Annotated in this window: 16 protein-coding genes and 1 tRNA gene; 10 read left to right on the forward strand and 7 right to left on the reverse strand. The window is 52.6% G+C overall.

What is annotated here, in order from left to right:
* Positions 1 to 2: 2 nt before the first annotated feature.
* The 3 genes from JXQ85_RS03370 to JXQ85_RS03380 all read left to right on the forward strand — a co-directional run bounded on the left by JXQ85_RS03370 (position 3) and on the right by JXQ85_RS03380 (position 4,589).
* Entirely contained in the window at positions 3 to 1,223 is a 1,221-nt protein-coding gene (locus tag JXQ85_RS03370) for a phenylacetate--CoA ligase family protein (RefSeq protein ID WP_421747438.1), read from the forward strand.
* A gap of 123 nt (positions 1,224 to 1,346) precedes the next feature.
* On the forward strand, positions 1,347 to 2,975 hold the full coding sequence (locus JXQ85_RS03375; RefSeq protein ID WP_421747439.1) for a peptidoglycan-binding protein: 1,629 nt from the start codon (positions 1,347 to 1,349) through the stop codon (positions 2,973 to 2,975).
* Positions 2,976 to 3,605: 630 nt separating this feature from the next.
* A complete protein-coding gene (locus JXQ85_RS03380; RefSeq protein WP_421747440.1) occupies positions 3,606 to 4,589 on the forward strand; it encodes a Hint domain-containing protein in 984 nt (327 codons plus the stop codon).
* Positions 4,590 to 4,685: 96 nt separating this feature from the next.
* Here the strand turns inward: JXQ85_RS03380 and ykgO are convergent, their stop codons facing one another.
* Both ykgO and JXQ85_RS03390 read right to left on the reverse strand, forming a co-directional pair.
* On the reverse strand, positions 4,686 to 4,811 hold the full coding sequence (gene ykgO / locus JXQ85_RS03385; protein ID WP_012177066.1) for a type B 50S ribosomal protein L36: 126 nt from the start codon (positions 4,809 to 4,811) through the stop codon (positions 4,686 to 4,688).
* 72 nt (positions 4,812 to 4,883) lie between these two features.
* Positions 4,884 to 4,958: transfer RNA gene (locus JXQ85_RS03390), tRNA-Val, on the reverse strand.
* Between the two features lie 151 nt (positions 4,959 to 5,109).
* Here JXQ85_RS03390 and JXQ85_RS03395 point away from each other — a divergent pair.
* Positions 5,110 to 5,970: an N-formylglutamate amidohydrolase gene (locus JXQ85_RS03395; protein ID WP_421747441.1), complete on the forward strand. Its 861-nt coding sequence runs from the start codon at positions 5,110 to 5,112 to the stop codon at positions 5,968 to 5,970.
* Here the strand turns inward: JXQ85_RS03395 and JXQ85_RS03400 are convergent, their stop codons facing one another.
* A complete protein-coding gene (locus JXQ85_RS03400) occupies positions 5,971 to 7,224 on the reverse strand; it encodes a DNA polymerase IV (RefSeq protein ID WP_421747442.1) in 1,254 nt (417 codons plus the stop codon). It abuts the gene before it with no gap.
* A 90-nt stretch (positions 7,225 to 7,314) separates the two neighbouring features.
* Here JXQ85_RS03400 and JXQ85_RS03405 point away from each other — a divergent pair, with 90 nt between their 5' ends.
* A complete protein-coding gene (locus JXQ85_RS03405; RefSeq protein ID WP_421747443.1) occupies positions 7,315 to 7,698 on the forward strand; it encodes an NUDIX domain-containing protein in 384 nt (127 codons plus the stop codon).
* 11 nt (positions 7,699 to 7,709) lie between these two features.
* Here the strand turns inward: JXQ85_RS03405 and pyrF are convergent, their stop codons facing one another.
* The 3 genes from pyrF to JXQ85_RS03420 all read right to left on the reverse strand — a co-directional run bounded on the left by pyrF (position 7,710) and on the right by JXQ85_RS03420 (position 9,112).
* On the reverse strand, positions 7,710 to 8,432 hold the full coding sequence (pyrF, locus tag JXQ85_RS03410) for an orotidine-5'-phosphate decarboxylase (RefSeq protein ID WP_421747444.1): 723 nt from the start codon (positions 8,430 to 8,432) through the stop codon (positions 7,710 to 7,712).
* Between the two features lie 89 nt (positions 8,433 to 8,521).
* Positions 8,522 to 8,797, reverse strand: coding sequence for a hypothetical protein (locus tag JXQ85_RS03415; RefSeq protein WP_421747445.1), 276 nt, complete (start codon positions 8,795 to 8,797; stop codon positions 8,522 to 8,524).
* 45 nt (positions 8,798 to 8,842) lie between these two features.
* Positions 8,843 to 9,112, reverse strand: coding sequence for a hypothetical protein (locus JXQ85_RS03420; protein WP_421747446.1), 270 nt, complete (start codon positions 9,110 to 9,112; stop codon positions 8,843 to 8,845).
* Positions 9,113 to 9,324: 212 nt separating this feature from the next.
* On the opposite strand from JXQ85_RS03420, the gene clpB reads away from it, so the two are divergent.
* Complete coding sequence (gene clpB, locus JXQ85_RS03425; RefSeq protein ID WP_421747447.1) at positions 9,325 to 11,940, forward strand: ATP-dependent chaperone ClpB; 2,616 nt, start codon at positions 9,325 to 9,327, stop codon at positions 11,938 to 11,940.
* Positions 11,941 to 11,979: 39 nt separating this feature from the next.
* Here the strand turns inward: clpB and JXQ85_RS03430 are convergent, their stop codons facing one another.
* Positions 11,980 to 12,603 carry a 3'-5' exonuclease gene (locus JXQ85_RS03430; protein ID WP_421747448.1) on the reverse strand — a complete coding sequence of 208 codons (624 nt, stop codon included), beginning with the start codon at positions 12,601 to 12,603 and terminating at the stop codon, positions 11,980 to 11,982.
* Between the two features lie 166 nt (positions 12,604 to 12,769).
* On the opposite strand from JXQ85_RS03430, the gene JXQ85_RS03435 reads away from it, so the two are divergent.
* The 4 genes from JXQ85_RS03435 to msrQ all read left to right on the forward strand — a co-directional run bounded on the left by JXQ85_RS03435 (position 12,770) and on the right by msrQ (position 16,082).
* Positions 12,770 to 14,257 (forward strand): FMN-binding glutamate synthase family protein, encoded by a 1,488-nt coding sequence (locus JXQ85_RS03435; protein ID WP_421747471.1) that lies wholly within the window; start codon positions 12,770 to 12,772, stop codon positions 14,255 to 14,257.
* Between the two features lie 99 nt (positions 14,258 to 14,356).
* Positions 14,357 to 15,259: a protein-methionine-sulfoxide reductase catalytic subunit MsrP gene (msrP, locus tag JXQ85_RS03440; protein WP_421747449.1), complete on the forward strand. Its 903-nt coding sequence runs from the start codon at positions 14,357 to 14,359 to the stop codon at positions 15,257 to 15,259.
* Positions 15,256 to 15,477 carry a GDCCVxC domain-containing (seleno)protein gene (locus tag JXQ85_RS03445; RefSeq protein ID WP_421747450.1) on the forward strand — a complete coding sequence of 74 codons (222 nt, stop codon included), beginning with the start codon at positions 15,256 to 15,258 and terminating at the stop codon, positions 15,475 to 15,477. Before msrP ends, JXQ85_RS03445 begins: the two co-directional genes overlap by 4 nt.
* Positions 15,474 to 16,082 carry a protein-methionine-sulfoxide reductase heme-binding subunit MsrQ gene (gene msrQ, locus JXQ85_RS03450; RefSeq protein ID WP_421747451.1) on the forward strand — a complete coding sequence of 203 codons (609 nt, stop codon included), beginning with the start codon at positions 15,474 to 15,476 and terminating at the stop codon, positions 16,080 to 16,082. The genes JXQ85_RS03445 and msrQ overlap by 4 nt, the downstream gene beginning before the upstream one ends.
* Positions 16,083 to 16,293: the final 211 nt, after the last annotated feature.

Consider the following 16,293-nt stretch of genomic DNA (forward strand, 5'->3'; position numbering starts at 1 on the left):
TTATGAGCCGCTATTTTGATCAGCTGGAAACGCGCTCTTCGGACCAACGTTCTGCCGATAACGCAGAGGCGTTGTCGTCCCAAATCGCGCGCGCGAAAGTCCTTGCAGGCTATTCTGCGGCCTATGCCGATGTAGATCCGACCTCCGTTAAAAGTGTTGAGGATCTGGCAGACCTTCCAGTGCTTCGCAAATCTGATTTGGTGGCGGCTCAGAAAAAGCAAAGACCTCTTGGTGGATTTAATGCGCGGCCGGCAACAAACTTTGAACACCTGTTTCAATCTCCAGGCCCAATCTATGAGCCTGGTGGGACAGGGAAAGATTGGTGGCGAATGGGGCGTTTTCTGCACGCTTGCGGGATCGGTACAGGAGATGTTGTTCAAAACTGCTTTGGATATCACCTGACGCCGGCTGGGATGATTTTCGAAAATGGTGCAAGAGCTGTTGGTGCAGCGGTTGTACCTGCAGGGACCGGTCAAACTGAGTTGCAAGTCGAAGCCGCAGCTGCCTTAGGTTCAACGGCCTATGCCGGTACGCCGGACTATCTGAAGGTAATCTTAGATAAGGCAGACCAACTTGGAACGGCACTACAATTCAAGAAAGCTGCAGTGGGTGGTGGGGCGCTTTTCCCCAGCCTTAGAGCCTACTACGAAGATCGCGGTATCGCTTGTCTTCAAAGTTATGCCACTGCGGATCTCGGAAATATTGCTTATGAAAGCGGAGCCAAGGAAGGCCTGATTATCGACGAGCATATCATTGTAGAAATCGTCACGCCGGGTACGGGAAATCCAGTTGCACCCGGGCAAGTTGGCGAAGTTGTTGTGACGACGCTTAACCCTGATTATCCGCTGGTCCGTTTCGCGACAGGTGATTTGTCTGCGGTATTGCTGGGGGAAAGCCCCTGTGGGCGCACAAATACTCGTATCAAAGGGTGGATGGGGCGAGCAGACCAAACCACAAAGATCAAAGGCATGTTTGTGCGTCCTGAACAGGTCGCAGCATTGGTCGCGCGCCATGATGATGTTGCCAAAGCCCGAGTTGTGGCCAGCCGTGAAGGCGAAGCGGATGTCATGACTGTGCAGCTTGAAACCGAAGCCAACAATGAGGCGGGTTACCTTGATAGCGTCATTGGGCTTTTGAAGCTAAAGGGGCGCATCGAGTTGGTTGCCCCGGGAACTCTGCCAAACGATGGCATCGTGATCGAAGACCAACGCAAATACGATTGAGAAGATTACCTCCCCTGGGCGCTAAATTGCGGGATTTTTCCCGTTTTTTAGCGCCACTTTGTTTTTAGCCTGATTCTGCGCCACACTATGCGCAGGGATGCTGAAACAATTGTGGAGGGGCTTATGCGCTTTTTCTGTATGGCTTTGGCCATTGTTCTTACTTGGCTGAGCGCGCCGGCGCAGGCCAAAGACCTTGCGCTGGTGATTGATCAGCAAGACCACCGGCGCCTCCCGGATTTACGACAAGACAGTCGGATGCGCACCATGCTAGTCGCGCTCGAAGAGGCCGGATTTGACGTGACCTTGGCCGAGGACGCCACCGTCGGAGAATTGAGGGCCGCTGCTTTTGCATTGGATGCAGAGGCGCACGCCGACGTTGATCGCATCATTGTTTTGGTGCGCGGGCATCTTGTCACTAACGGTCTACAAACTTGGGTTCTGGGCCAGGGCAGTGCAACGCCTGACCGGTTTGATATCGGCAGCAAAGGCTTGGATCTTGGTCTTTTTGACCAGAGCTTACAGCAAGCAGCGGGCCGCGCGATTATAGCCATCGTTGATGACCCGCGTCCGTTGAGTAATTTAAGCGATCTGACTGCGGGATCTGCAAACACTCCGCTTGGACAAGGCATCACTGGACTAACAGGGGACAGCGCCGAAGTGGCGCGGTCATTGGATGCTTTGTTGAAAGATGGCACCTCGACTCAACAGGTCTCTGAACTGGAAGGAGGCGCGCGTCTTTCCGGATTTATTTCGCGTACGGTCACCTTCACCCAGCCCTCAACTGCCACCGAACCAAGCAGTGACTTTGGAGAAATCGCTTATTGGAGTGCGGTCCGAGACATCGGAACCCCTGAGGCGTTAAACGCTTACTTGGGGCGCTATCCAAACGGCGCTTTCGCTCGTGATGCGAGGCGTCAGCTTGAAGCACGTGTGCAAGACCGCGAAGCGCGCGTTAAAGCGGCTGAAACGGCTATGGGCTTAAACCGGGATCGCCGTCGTTCGATCCAGCGTGATCTGGCATTGATTGGATATGATCCACGCGGGGTGGATGGTGTGTTTGGGCCGGCCACGCGGCGGGCCATCGCCGCTTGGCAATCAGATCAAGGGCTCGAAACCCATGGATACTTGGATCGCGACCAACTCGGTTTGTTGCAAGATACTGCTCTCAGGCGCGCGGCCGAACTTGAAGAAGAGGCGCGTCGACGCCGCGAGATCGAAGACGCACGTGATCGGGCGTTTTGGCAAGAAACAGGATCGCGTCGAACTGAGAATGGCTATCGCCGATATCTAAGATCCTTCCCTGACGGCATTTATGCCGATATCGCGCGTGAGGAGATCGCTGCGATCGAGGAAGAACGGCGCGCCGAATTGAATGCACAAGAACGGGAAGCCTGGGAAATTGCTCAGAACGCCAATGACATTGAAGGTTATCGTCAGTTTTTAAGTGCTTTCCCGAACGGAGAGTTTGCTGACGTTGCGAAGGCTCGGATCGAAGAGCTAGATCGTGATAGTGAAAATCAAGAAGCGGCACGTCGCTTTACTGCGATAGAGCAGGCTGTTGCCGGAAACACGGCTGCGCGGTTGCTGATTGAGCGTCGTTTAAGCGATTTGGGTCTTAAGCCTGGTTCAATTGATGGACGGTTTACCAAAGAAACGCGTCGTGCGCTTCGTAGATTCCAAAAAGCGCGGCGGCTGGAAGTGACTGGATATGTGAACCAGCCAACCATGGTGCAGCTGTTGTTGGGACGTTAACCGGCTTTATCTAAGCGGTACTGTATTGGCAGAATTGAGGGCTCCTTGTGACGCTTGTCGCTACGTTTCATCCCTAGTCAGGTGGAAAGCTCTTTTCATTGCATAACGCAGACGAAGAAGTCGGACTGCAGAATGTATAGTGAAAAGAGCAGTTCTGACGGCGACTGATATCGATAAAATCTTGGCCATCGAGCCAATGATAAAAACGTTTCAGTGCAGATGCCAAGTATCGCGATCCAGAAGGGGCAGCTTGCGCTGCGCCAGATTAGAAAAGATGGCAACCCCAGCCGAAGTTGCACCATACTTTGCAGCCGGTACGTCCTTAGAGACAGCTGAAGGGTCTCTGCATATCGAAACCGTAAAAGCAGGGATGTCTGTTCGGACTGCATCTGGCCATTTGGTTCCAGTGCGCGACATCGTTTCTTTTGTATTTTGTGGGGCCTATTTCCGCCTTAATTCAAACATATTTGGCGGGTTTTTTAGGCGAGTTTCTGAGGAGCTTTCATATAAAATTCTCGTAAGGAATTGATTTTAATGAGTTATTTAGGTCTAATTTTTGCCTTAATTTGGCTTTAATCTTTGTGGCAAGCGGCGGAAGAAATCCGATCCGTACAGGGGCACAGAGCAGTTATGCCAACCACTTACACAGACCAGTTTTGGATTCTGGATCCATTTGCACCACCTGCAGCCGGAACAACTTTGGAAGTGCAGGTATATGATTTGATCGACCAAGATGACGACGACGATATCGGTCGGCGTGGTGGAGACTCAATCAACGGCGTGGATGTTCGGCGCTCTTACCCTGGCGATGTTGTGACCGTAACCCTCGCAGATGGGTCGACAGTTTCGATCACCGGAACGACCTTTTACCTTGCCAATGGTGTTGAGGTTTTCACCCCGACGGATGGTTCGGTTCTACAAGATGCGACCTTTGTAAGCTCGAGCTTTACGACCACCCAAGGCGATTTAGATGTAAACACAGATCTCGGACCACCTTGTTTAACGCAGGGTGCGTTGGTGAAAACCAGTGTCGGAGAGCTTCCAGTCGAGGACTTGCGACCTGGTATGGTGGTGATCGGGCTTGATGGACGGAAGCTGGTTTTGCGCGTTGTTTTGAAAACCAGCATCAGTGCCCGCGATATGCAGGAAAATCCCAAGCTTTATCCAGTACGCATTGTGGCCGGGGCACTTGGCAATGGGTTACCTAACCGAGATTTGATTGTATCCCGACAGCACCGGATGCTGGTGAATGCGCCAATCGTGAAGCGCATGTTCGGGTATGAAGATGTGTTGATGGCCGCGATCAAACTCACTGAAATTCCGGGCATTTTTGTGGATCAAAGCCTAACTTCTTTGACCTATTCTCATCTGGTGTTTGATCAACACGAAGTCATCTTTGCTGAAGGGGCTGCCACAGAGAGCCTTTTTACAGGACCTGAAGCATTGCGTAGTGTTCCTGTAGACGCGCTGACAGAGCTTTTAACGTTGTTCCCGGACCTTCAGACTCAGCCGGATATGAGTTTGCCAGCATGTCCGATCCTTGAGGGCGGTGCGCAAAAGCAATTGGCGGGGTATTTTGCGACTCGTGTTCAGCCAGTTCTGCAACGCACTTAAATTCGTCGTTTACGTACAACCAGACAAAAGAAAAGCCGCTCTAAAATAGAGCGGCTTTCTAAATCTGCCTTTAAGGCGTCGTTAAACCAAAATGGCTTAACCCTGACGTGCCTTAAAGCGACGCTGCGTTTTGTTGATCACATAAACGCGGCCCTTACGGCGCACAACACGGCAGTCGCGGTGACGCTGCTTTAGCGAGCGGAGCGAGTTCTTGACCTTCATGGCAATATCCTCATTTCGCGGCGCGACGTGCGCCTAGTTAATCGGGCACCCCGGAATGGGGCAGTGAATTCATGGTGGGCGATACAAGGATCGAACTTGTGACCCCTTCGATGTCAACGAAGTGCTCTACCGCTGAGCTAATCGCCCATGACACCTTTGCGAGCCTAGCCCTTTTAAGAAAAAAGGGCGCGGAAATCCGCGCTGGTGGAGGCGTCTATAAAAGGAGTCGTAGGGGGGATCAAGAGCTTTCGACAAATATCTTTTTTGCGCTATGCTTTATTTTGAAGAAGGAATGTAAATGCCTGCACGCGCGTATAATCTGGCTCGACCAAAACAGCTGACTTCGGCGGTTGTATTTGCTTCTCCGCATAGTGGCAACGACTACCCTGATTGGTTTCTGCGTCGCTCGATTTTGAATGCGCGCAGCATTCGCAGTAGCGAAGATGCCTTTGTAGACAGGCTATTTGAGCCAGCCACAGACTTTGGTGCTCCGTTTTTAAAGGCAGGTGCTCCGCGCGCATTCATTGACTACAACCGCAGTCCCGATGAACTGGACCCTGCTCTCATCGCCGGAATTCGCGCGGTTGGTAACAATCCTCGAGTCGCCTCAGGGCTTGGAGTGATTCCTCGCGTAGTATCCAATGCACGACCGATCTATCGTGGTAAACTGCGTATAGATGAAGTCGAAAACAGATTGCAGAACTATTGGCACCCCTATCATCGTACCCTGCAGGGCTTGTTGGACGAATCTCGCATGCAATTTGGTCGCGTGGTTTTGTTGGATTGTCATTCGATGCCGCGTGAAGCATTGGAAAGTACAAAGCTTAAAGGTGGCACACGTCCAGACATCGTTCTGGGCGATCGGTTTGGCGCCTCTGCTCATCCGGAAATTGTTGATGAGATTGAAGCGGCCTTTGAACGTGCGGGCTTCTTGGTCTCAAGAAACACACCTTTTGCCGGGGCATATGTCACCCAGCATTATGGCCGCCCATCACGACACCAGCATGCGGTTCAAATCGAAATTGATCGCTCTCTTTATATGAATGAGGCCAAAATTGAACCAAGTGCTGATTTTGAAGCCTTCAGGAATCGATTGCGAGATGTGATCTCTGACATTTCTGCCATAGGTGGACGTCGCCAAAGGATCGCTGCGGAGTAGCTAGCGAAACCCGCGACCTTTTTGAATCGCATCAGCTCCAAATCGTTTGCGGATTTGATCAGTCGCACGTTCGGCTTTGCGTCGTTGCGCGGCTTTTGGGTCAAGGAGATCCCCGCTTAAATCAGCGATGCTGTCGTCCACAATGTCCGAAATTCCAACGCCAATCAGCCGGTAGGGGCCTTCATTGCCAACCTGATCAAACAAACCCCGGGCAGTCTGGTAAATCGTATCTGCCATTTGCGTGGCGTCGCGTAGGCTGATGCGGCGAGAGATCAGCGAAAAATTCGCGCGCTTTAGCTTAAGATTAACCACGCGTCCGGCCTTGCCCTTGGCTTTCGCGCGATCCGCGACCTGCTCGCTGAGGCGCCAAATATGACCGTCCAGCAATTCGCGGCTGCTGGTATCTTCAAAGAAGGTGGTTTCCTTACTGATGCTCTTCACCGGCTGGCGTGCAGAGACCTTGCGTTTGTCCTGACCGCGCGCCAGATGCCACAATCGAAACCCCATCGACCCAAACCGATCTGACAGCTCTCGCTGGTCCCATCGCAAGAGATCGGCAAAGGTATGAATGCCAGCACGATCCAACGAATCCTGGGCAGCCGGTCCGACGCCCCAAATCAACCGCACCGGTTTGTCACGCAGGAAATCGTCCGTTTCGGCTTTACCAATCACCGCAAATCCCTGTGGTTTATCCAGATCAGATGCGACCTTGGCGAGGAATTTATTGTGGCTAAGGCCTATGGACCCCGTGACACCGACCTCGTCTTTCATCCGTTTCACGAGACGGGCAAGCATGACTGCAGGTGGCGCATTGTGTAGTTTTGCAGTCCCGGTGAGATCGATGAAGGCTTCATCTAAAGAAAGCGGTTCAATCGACGGGGACAGTTCGTCCATCAACGATCTGATTTGGCGGCTGGCTTCGGCATAGGCGTTCATGCGCGGTTTAACGACCACCGCATCGGGGCAAAGTTTTAAGGCTTGGAACATGGGCATCGCAGATCTGACACCTCGGATGCGTGCAACATAACAAGCAGTGGAAACCACACCGCGTTTGCCGCCGCCAATGATGACGGGCTTATCTGCTAGTTCCGGATTGTCGCGCTTTTCGACACTTGCATAGAATGCATCACAGTCCATATGCGCTATAGATAGATCAAACAGCTCGTCATGGCGCACGATGCGCAGGCTGCCGCAATTTGGACAACGGCGCACGTCGGTAGCTTCAGAGAGGCAGTCTCGACATAAAGCGGGCATAGCGGGATCAGGTTCGAGGTTTCAAAAGTGTCAGAGGTTCCCAGCATAGCATTTGCCCGCGGCGCGCACAGCCAGTTTTACGGGGCGAAGGTGACAGTCTTTGTCGGCAGCCAGATTATCACGATCCTCAGAGATGATATTCCGACCATCCCTATGCCAAATCATTGGGATTTACCTGGTGGTGGTCGTGAAGACGACGAAAGTGCGTGGGATTGCGCTGCGCGCGAATGTGTTGAAGAAACTTCTTTATCTCTCACGGCATCTGATTTGTTGTGGGGACGTATCTATGCAACGGGTCCGCGAATGAATTGGTTCTTCGTGGCGAAAGTTGATGCAAGCATGGCCAAGGACCTGGTGCTTGGTGCAGAAGGGCAGGGGTTACGGCTTATGTCTGTTGACGACTATCTTACCCACCCAATGGCCGTGCCGCATTTTCAATCGCGGTTGGCCGACTGGGTGAGTGGAAATATTTGATGTGCGGTGTCTTAGTGGTTTGGACGAACCGCTTGAACCGAGCTGAGTTCTTGCACAATCGCTTCGGCCGCCGCGCGTGGATTTTCTGAGCGCCAAACAGGGCGACCAACAACGATGTGATCCGCGCCATCAGCAACAGCATTCGCTGGTGTCGCAACACGCTTTTGGTCACCTAAATCGGCACCTGCCGGGCGCACGCCGGGCGTAACGATCAGCTTACCATCCGCTTCTGGTAGGGCCCGGATCAGTGCCGCTTCTTGTGGGCTTGCGATCACGCCGTCTGCGCCTGCAATAAAGGCATTGCCCGCGCGTTCTTGAACAAGGTCTTTGATGTCACCGTCTTTGATCAAAGCGCCGTTTAGATCCTGGCGGTCTAGAGAAGTCAAAATGGTGACCGCGAGAATTTTCATGTCTTTGCCAGATGCACCTTCTTTGGCGGCTTTCACCACATAGGGGTCGCCGTGCACTGTTAAAAAATCTAGATCAAACTGTGCCAAACCCCGAACCGCGTTTTCAACAGTGGCACCAATGTCAAAAAGCTTCATATCTAGGAAGATTTTCTTGCCATGCTCTTCCTTCAATTCGTTGGCGAGTGCCAGACCGCCACCAGTGAGCATGCCAAGGCCAATTTTATAAAAAGACACGGCATCGCCGATTTGTTCGGCCAGTTTTAAACCTTGAATGGCGTTTGGCACATCAAGGGCTACGATCAGGCGGTCGTCGGCTTTGGTCATCGGGAGGCTCCGGTCTATGGCTATGGCAAGAAATTGGCTCTGTCTATGCGGCGCCGATCTTCTTTTCAAGCAACCATTCGGCATGGAATTTACAATCGGATGACCCTTTGGGGCGGTTTTTGGGGGAGAGCGTGTTCTTCGATAATCAGTTTACCCGTACGGTGTTCAGGCATCCGTTTGATTTGTCGAATGGCGTCGCGTGCGATGGCGGCGTTGGCATGTCTGCGGCTAAGGCCTTTCGATAGAGAAATTGAATATTGGATCTGTACGCGCTCTCCGGCAGTGCCGTGCACACAAACCGACCCGGTGCAAGTGCGGTCGGGCAGCATCGATTGAGAGAGAAGTTCAACGTGTATGATTTTCATGGTGCCTCCGAAATCGCACCATGACAGCGAATGGTTAAAGCGAACCTACGCGAATTCAGGCATATCTAAGTTTAAATCGCCTGCAATTTCCAATTCCACATCGCCAGACCGAATTTCCGGCAATTGATTGATCTGTCGAACCACACTTTGAGCGATGAGCCCTTCTAGATCCTCGCTTGCGGTGATCTGTGTATCGGGAATTATATCTCTGAACTGGACGATGTGATCGCCCGCATGAACACATAGAACAAAATCATATGCGTTATCGTCCAGTGTCCGTTCAAATTTAATGACAGTGATCTTTGAGATAAGCATGATGTGTCCTGCAGCCTTCGGTTGTATTGTTTTGCCGTGTTAGGTCGTGCGAAATCAGAGAGAAAATTATGCTATATTTCCCCACAAACCTGTCTTCGAAGGGTTGAAGCAGGGGACTAAAGGGGCCAGATTAATTCTGAGGCCCACAAACGGGGCGTGCCGCAAAGCGGGCGCATATCCGGATCCGGGCGCTTATAAAAAGGAGAAAGGCCATGGACTTCAACAAGTTCACGGAACGGTCGCGCGGATTCGTACAAGCCGCACAGACCATCGCGATGCGGGAAAATCACCAGCGGGTGATGCCCGAACATATTCTAAAAGCATTGCTGGATGATGATCAGGGGCTGGCGTCCAATCTGATTAAACGCGCAGGTGGAGCGCCCCATCGTGTGGTCGAAGCCTTAGATGCCGCTATGGGCAAAATACCCAAAGTTTCCGGGGATGCCGCCCAGGCCTATATGGACAATGCAACAGCGAAAGTTCTGGGTGAGGCCGAGAAGGTCGCCAAGAAAGCGGGCGACAGCTTTGTCCCAGTTGAACGCATTTTGATGGCTTTGGCTTTGGTGAAGTCCAAAGCGCGCGAGGCCTTAGAGGTGGGTGCTGTGAATGCGCAGGCTCTGAACGGAGCCATCAATGATATTCGTAAAGGTCGGACTGCGGACTCTGCTTCGGCTGAAGAAGGCTACGATGCGCTCAAGAAATACGCTCAGGATCTGACAGAGCGCGCACGCGAAGGCAAAATCGATCCGATCATTGGACGCGATGATGAAATCCGGCGCGCGATGCAGGTTTTGTCCCGTCGAACCAAAAACAACCCGGTTTTGATCGGGGAACCGGGCGTGGGCAAAACCGCGATTGCCGAAGGCCTTGCCTTGCGCATCGTGAATGGAGATGTGCCGGAATCACTGCGCAACAAACAGTTACTTGCGCTGGATATGGGTGCATTGATTGCGGGCGCGAAATACCGGGGTGAATTTGAAGAACGCCTGAAAGCTGTTCTCACCGAAGTTACGGAAGCAGCCGGCGATATTGTGTTGTTCATAGACGAGATGCACACGCTTGTTGGCGCAGGTAAGACCGACGGTGCCATGGATGCGGCCAATCTGATCAAGCCAGCATTGGCCCGCGGAGAACTGCACTGTGTAGGCGCGACCACATTGGATGAGTATCGCAAACACGTCGAAAAAGACGCAGCTTTGGCGCGGCGTTTCCAGCCTATCGTGGTTGAAGAGCCAACGGTCGAAGATACAATTTCGATTTTGCGGGGCATCAAAGAAAAATATGAACTCCACCATGGTGTTCGAATTTCCGATTCCGCATTGGTGTCCGCGTCGACACTGAGCCACCGCTATATCACCGACCGTTTCTTGCCTGATAAAGCCATCGACCTTGTGGACGAGGCTGCAAGCCGGTTGCGCATGGAGGTCGACTCTAAGCCTGAGGAGCTGGACGCTTTGGATCGTCAGATCCTGCAGCTGCAGATCGAAGCCGAAGCCCTGCGTCTGGAAGATGATGCTGCCTCAAAAGATCGTTTGGAAAAGCTAGAGAAAGACCTGGCGGATTTGCAGGACAAGTCCTCCGAGATGACCGCCCAATGGCAGGCGGGTCGGGATAAGCTTGCGTCTGCGCGGGATATCAAAGAACAGCTTGATCACGCACGGGCCGAACTTGATATCGCAAAGCGCGAGGGCAATCTTGGTAAAGCCGGTGAGTTAAGCTACGGCGTTATTCCGGGTTTGGAAAAGAAGCTTGCCGAAGCGGAAGAAACCGAAGGCGATATGACCGTTGAAGAAGCTGTACGCCCCGAGCAGATCGCTCAGGTCGTGGAGCGCTGGACGGGAATTCCAACGTCGAAAATGTTAGAAGGCGATCGTGAAAAATTGCTGCGGATGGAAGATCAACTGCATAAGCGAGTGATCGGCCAGGGGCAGGCGGTCACGGCTGTGTCTAATGCCGTGCGCCGTGCACGCGCTGGGCTGAATGATGAAAATCGTCCACTTGGCTCGTTCTTGTTTCTTGGGCCAACCGGCGTAGGTAAAACCGAACTCACCAAAGCGGTTGCAGATTTCCTGTTTGATGACGACAGCGCGATGGTGCGCATTGATATGTCTGAATTCATGGAGAAACACGCGGTTGCCCGTCTGATCGGTGCGCCTCCGGGCTATGTTGGATATGACGAGGGCGGTGTGTTGACCGAAGCCGTGCGCCGTCGCCCATATCAGGTTGTTCTGTTTGACGAGGTCGAAAAAGCCCACCCGGATGTCTTTAACGTGCTGCTGCAGGTGCTGGATGATGGTGTTTTGACGGACGGACAAGGTCGCACAGTCGATTTCAAGCAGACCTTGATCATTCTGACCTCTAACCTTGGGGCGCAGGCCCTTAGCCAACTTCCAGAAGGGGCGGATGTTTCTCAGGCCAAGCGGGATGTGATGGATGCAGTGCGTGCGCATTTCCGGCCCGAGTTCCTGAACCGTTTGGATGAAACCATCATCTTTGATCGCCTTGCGCGCAAAGATATGGATGGGATCGTCGACATCCAATTGGAGCGGCTGCGCAAACGTTTGGCGTCACGCAAAATCGAGATTGCGTTGGATGATGCCGCCCGCAAATGGTTGGCGGATGAAGGCTATGATCCGGTCTTTGGCGCACGGCCTTTGAAGCGGGTGATCCAGCGCGCGGTGCAAAACCCGCTTGCTGAGATGATCCTGGCTGGCGATATCAAAGATGGTGTGATCGTGCCCATCAGCGCGAATGAAAATGGGCTGATGATCGGCGACCGCCTAGGAACATCAAATGCGTCGCGGCCAGACGATAGCGTCGTGCACTAAGTTAACGGCGTGAAATATGTTGAGAGAATGGGCCGGGTTTTACCCGGCCTGTTTTTTGAAATCAAAGGCCAGTTGTTGAGGTTTAAGCGGAGGGATCAACTTACCCAATTCTACGCCCATCGCCTCTTTGGCTTTTAGAACCACCTGCGCCGAAGCCCGTGCATCTTCACCCGCATCGTGGTGATGGAAGCTTAGCCCCAAGACCTTCTTGAGGTTGCCAAGGCCGTGACCGCCGTTGCCCTTTAGCTCTGGCCAAGCCTTGCGTGCGATGACGACGCTGTCTGACCAATACCAAGGCGGCGGAGGGATTTGATATAGTCGGCAGGCTGCTGCGATGGCTTTTTCATCAAACCGACTATGTTGCACCAAAGGATATTGCGCGAGAAACGGTGCCAGCACTGGCCATAACTGCGGAAATGTTGGCGCATCTCTGACTGTGTTTGCACTGATCCCATGCAGCTCGGTGTTAAATGGCGCAAATTCTGTTTGCGGATTTACATAGCACGACCAAGTCTGCACCGACCCATCCATGGCCGCACACCCTAGGCCAATTTGGCAGATGCTTCCGTGTTCTCGGCTGGCTGTTTCCACGTCCAATGCGACAAAGCGGAAACTCTGCTTCGCCAAAGGCGACATGAGGTGCGTGAGATTGCTGTTTGCCATAAAGAAGTGATCTCGCCTCTACTGCCAAAGGTCAATGCAGAGTTTTTGGCTAGGGCTACATTTTGGGTGTCGGCTTGCTGTCCGGATTGTGACTTGCGTCCTGTGACGCAACATCAGAACCTATCTGTGGTGAAACACAGGATGGGTAAGAAAAATGCAAATGAGCATGGATAGCACAATCGACCTTTTGCAAATTCTAGCTTTGCTATTTGTCTGTGTGATCGGCCTTTTGGTCTTGCTGGCGCTTGTCTTGTTTGTGATCGACCGCACGCAGACCGGGGACGCCGTTCGCCGAAATTATCCTGTGATTGGGCGGTTCCGTCATATTTTTTCCGAACTAGGGGAGTTCTTTCGGCAATATTTCTTTGCGATGGATCGAGAAGAAATGCCGTTTAACCGTGCGCAACGCGATTGGGTGTCACGCACGTCGCAAGGGAAAAGCAATACGATTTCTTTTGGTTCAACCCGCAATATCAACGCCACTGGTACGCCGATTTTTGTGAACGATCCCTATCCTCCGCTGGATGATCAGTTTGCCGCCAGCGAGGCGCTCTTGATCGGTCCAACTGCTCGGACGCCCTATATTGCGCCGTCTTTCTTTAATCTTTCTGGCATGAGCTTTGGCGCTCTTTCCAAACCCGCGGTGCAGGCCTTATCGCGCGGATGTAAAGACGCGGGGATTTGGATGAACACCGGAGAAGGCGGTCTTTCTCCGTATCATTTAGAAGGCGGCTGTGACGTGGTTTTCCAAATCGGAACAGCGAAATACGGTGTGCGCAATGAAGATGGTGGCCTGAGTGATGAAAAGCTCCGCGAAGCAGCTGCGCATGACAATGTCCGCATGTTCGAGTTAAAGCTGGCCCAAGGTGCCAAGCCTGGTAAGGGCGGTATCCTTCCGGGTGAGAAAGTGACCGAAGAGATCGCAAAGATCCGAGGGATCAAGGTCGGAGAAAGCAGCCTGTCCCCCAATCGTCATCGCGAGATCAGCAATAATCAAGAGCTCTTGGATATGATTGCTCATATCCGAGAGGTCACAGGCAAACCTGTTGGAATCAAGATCGTGATGGGGTCCCCTGACCACACACGCGCATTGTTTGAGGCCATAGCTGAACATGGCGCAGATGCCGCACCTGACTTTATCACCATCGATGGTGGGGAAGGGGGCACCGGTGCTGCGCCAATGCCGTTGATGGATTTGGTTGGCATGACCATCCGTGAGGCCCTTCCGCGAGTCGCAGACCTGCGTGCGGAATTTGGCCTGACGGAGCGCATTCGATTGATTGCCAGCGGTAAGCTGATCAATCCGGGCGATGTGGCTTGGGCCTTGGCTGCCGGGGCTGATTTTGTCGTCTCTGCCCGTGGCTTCATGTTCTCGCTGGGCTGTATTCAAGCGCTTAAATGTAGCAAGAACACCTGCCCCACCGGGATCACCACCCATGATCCACGTTTTCAAAAGGGCTTGGTGCCAGAAAGCAAATATCAACGGGTGGCACATTACGCGAAGGGCATCGTGAAAGAAGTTGAGGTGATTGCGCACTCCGTAGGCGTCAGCGAACCGCGAAAGCTGCGCCGTCAACATGTGCGCTTGGTTCAGGACACAGGGCGTTCAGAGCTTATGAGCCGCGTGTATCCGGAGGTTAAGCGCACCTTTTAAGCGCAATTGTTACAATCATCCCACCTTATCGTTATGCGATGTGGTTTGGCTTGCTTGGATCGGGGCCCTACATCACTCTTATGAAAACAGGAGTGATTGATGGCCCACCGTTGGAAAAATGATCTGACACGCGATGACGTAACCCCTTATGACGCTTTCCTGAACAGGCGGCAGTTGATGGGTGGCTTCGCGGGGCTTGGCCTTGCCGCGATGGCAGGAACCAAGGCGCAGGCCGCAGATCTTGAGCCCAACACATGGGAAGAGATCACCACATATAATAACTTCTACGAATTCGGCACTGGCAAAGACGACCCAGCCAAGAATGCGCATCGCCTGACCACGTCGCCGTGGTCTGTCACCATTGATGGCATGGTAGACCGCCCTGGTGATTACAAATTCGAAGAGATCATGGCCGCGATGACCATCGAGGAGCGTATCTATCGCTTCCGCTGTGTCGAAGCATGGTCAATGGTTGTGCCATGGAATGGCTTTGAGCTGAAAGATCTGCTGGATCTGGCCGGCGTGCAAGACGGCGCAAAATACGTCTCGTTTGAAACACTTTATCGCCCAGACGAAATGGTAGGTCAGAAATACGGTTCTTTGGATTGGCCATATGTTGAAGGTCTGCGTCTTGATGAGGCCCTGCACCCTTTGACTATGATGGCAACCGGTATCTACGGTAAAACCCTTCCCAACCAAAATGGTGCGCCGATGCGTTTGGTCGTGCCTTGGAAATACGGCTTTAAGTCCATCAAATCGATTGTGAAAATCTCAGTGACTGACAAAGAGCCACCTACCAGCTGGAATAAGGCAAATGGCCGGGAATACGGGTTCTATTCAAATGTGAACCCAGAGGTGGATCATCCGCGGTGGTCACAGGCGACAGAGCGTCAGATTGGCGGCGGTCTGTTTGCCAAGCGCATCCCGACTTTGATGTTCAATGGCTACGAAGAAGAAGTTGCTGGCCTGTATGAAGGCATGGACTTGCAGAGGTTCTTTTGAGCCAAGTAGTCCTTATATCGCGGCTTACTTGCCCTGCTTGCGCGCATGAAGAGAACCTGACCATGCCAACGGATATGTGTCAGTTCTTTCATGAATGTTCAGCCTGTAAGCAGGTAATCCGGCCTAAGGCCGGGGATTGCTGCGTCTATTGTTCGTATGGCTCGATCCCTTGCCCTCCAATCCAACAAGGTGATGACTGCTGTGGAGTGACGTCATGATCGACAAATTTAACACTGGGATACGCAAAGTTCCCGCTTGGACTATCTATGTGATCGGCGGCCTCTATCCGTTCTGGCTTCTGTGGCAAGGATTGTCGGGTGGGCTTGGTGTTGATCCTGCCAAAGCCATGGAGCACCTGCTCGGTGAGCGCGCGCTACAACTTCTGATTTTGGGGTTGGCGATTACCCCCATGCGCAAGCATCTTGGAATCAACTTGATCAAGTTTCGCCGCGCCATTGGTGTGTCTGCCTTTTTCCTTGTCTTCGCGCATCTCTTGGTTTGGCTTGTGTTAGATGTGCAGCTTCTTGGCCAGATTTGGGCGGACATCATAAAACGGCCTTATATCACGATTGGTATGCTGGCCTTTGTCTTGATGTTGCCCCTGGCTGTGACTTCAAACAACTGGTCGGTCCGCAAACTTGGGCGCCGTTGGCGCAGTCTTCATAAGGTGACCTATGGTGTCTGCCTACTTGGCGGTTTGCATTTCGTCATGCTGGCTAAGGGCTTTCAGCTTGAGCCTCTTATGTATCTCGGAACAGTGATCATTCTTTTGATGCTGCGCCTGAATCTAAACAGTTTTTCAATTGCTCGGAATCGCGCCTAAGAATCTCTGATCAAACAAGATTCTGGGGAGTCGCCCTTGGAATCGTATTTGCAGCGATTCCTACCATAATGCTGTATTTGGTATATATTGGCTGCTGGGCCACATAATATAGGAGCGCCGCCAGTCGGCGCTCTCTGTGTTTTATCTGTTAGCGTTCGTCGTATCTGATTTGATTGCTTCTCCGAGGTCCTCCCACCTCATTTAACCTATT

The organism is Cognatishimia sp. (assembly GCF_049116455.1).
Lineage (GTDB): Bacteria > Pseudomonadota > Alphaproteobacteria > Rhodobacterales > Rhodobacteraceae > Cognatishimia.

What these genes read in the sequence shown, in the direction of transcription:
- msrQ (WP_421747451.1), top strand. Translation starts at nt 15,474, where the DNA reads ATGATCGACAAATTTAACACTGGGATACGCAAAGTTCCCGCTTGGACT.
- pyrF (WP_421747444.1), bottom strand. Translation starts at nt 8,432, where the DNA reads ATGACCAAAGCCGACGACCGCCTGATCGTAGCCCTTGATGTGCCAAAC.
- JXQ85_RS03370 (WP_421747438.1), top strand. Translation starts at nt 3, where the DNA reads ATGAGCCGCTATTTTGATCAGCTGGAAACGCGCTCTTCGGACCAACGT.
- JXQ85_RS03430 (WP_421747448.1), bottom strand. Translation starts at nt 12,603, where the DNA reads ATGGCAAACAGCAATCTCACGCACCTCATGTCGCCTTTGGCGAAGCAG.
- JXQ85_RS03420 (WP_421747446.1), bottom strand. Translation starts at nt 9,112, where the DNA reads ATGCTTATCTCAAAGATCACTGTCATTAAATTTGAACGGACACTGGAC.
- ykgO (WP_012177066.1), bottom strand. Translation starts at nt 4,811, where the DNA reads ATGAAGGTCAAGAACTCGCTCCGCTCGCTAAAGCAGCGTCACCGCGAC.
- JXQ85_RS03435 (WP_421747471.1), top strand. Translation starts at nt 12,770, where the DNA reads ATGGATAGCACAATCGACCTTTTGCAAATTCTAGCTTTGCTATTTGTC.
- clpB (WP_421747447.1), top strand. Translation starts at nt 9,325, where the DNA reads ATGGACTTCAACAAGTTCACGGAACGGTCGCGCGGATTCGTACAAGCC.
- JXQ85_RS03415 (WP_421747445.1), bottom strand. Translation starts at nt 8,797, where the DNA reads ATGAAAATCATACACGTTGAACTTCTCTCTCAATCGATGCTGCCCGAC.
- JXQ85_RS03375 (WP_421747439.1), top strand. Translation starts at nt 1,347, where the DNA reads ATGCGCTTTTTCTGTATGGCTTTGGCCATTGTTCTTACTTGGCTGAGC.
- JXQ85_RS03395 (WP_421747441.1), top strand. Translation starts at nt 5,110, where the DNA reads ATGCCTGCACGCGCGTATAATCTGGCTCGACCAAAACAGCTGACTTCG.
- msrP (WP_421747449.1), top strand. Translation starts at nt 14,357, where the DNA reads ATGGCCCACCGTTGGAAAAATGATCTGACACGCGATGACGTAACCCCT.
- JXQ85_RS03400 (WP_421747442.1), bottom strand. Translation starts at nt 7,224, where the DNA reads ATGCCCGCTTTATGTCGAGACTGCCTCTCTGAAGCTACCGACGTGCGC.
- JXQ85_RS03380 (WP_421747440.1), top strand. Translation starts at nt 3,606, where the DNA reads ATGCCAACCACTTACACAGACCAGTTTTGGATTCTGGATCCATTTGCA.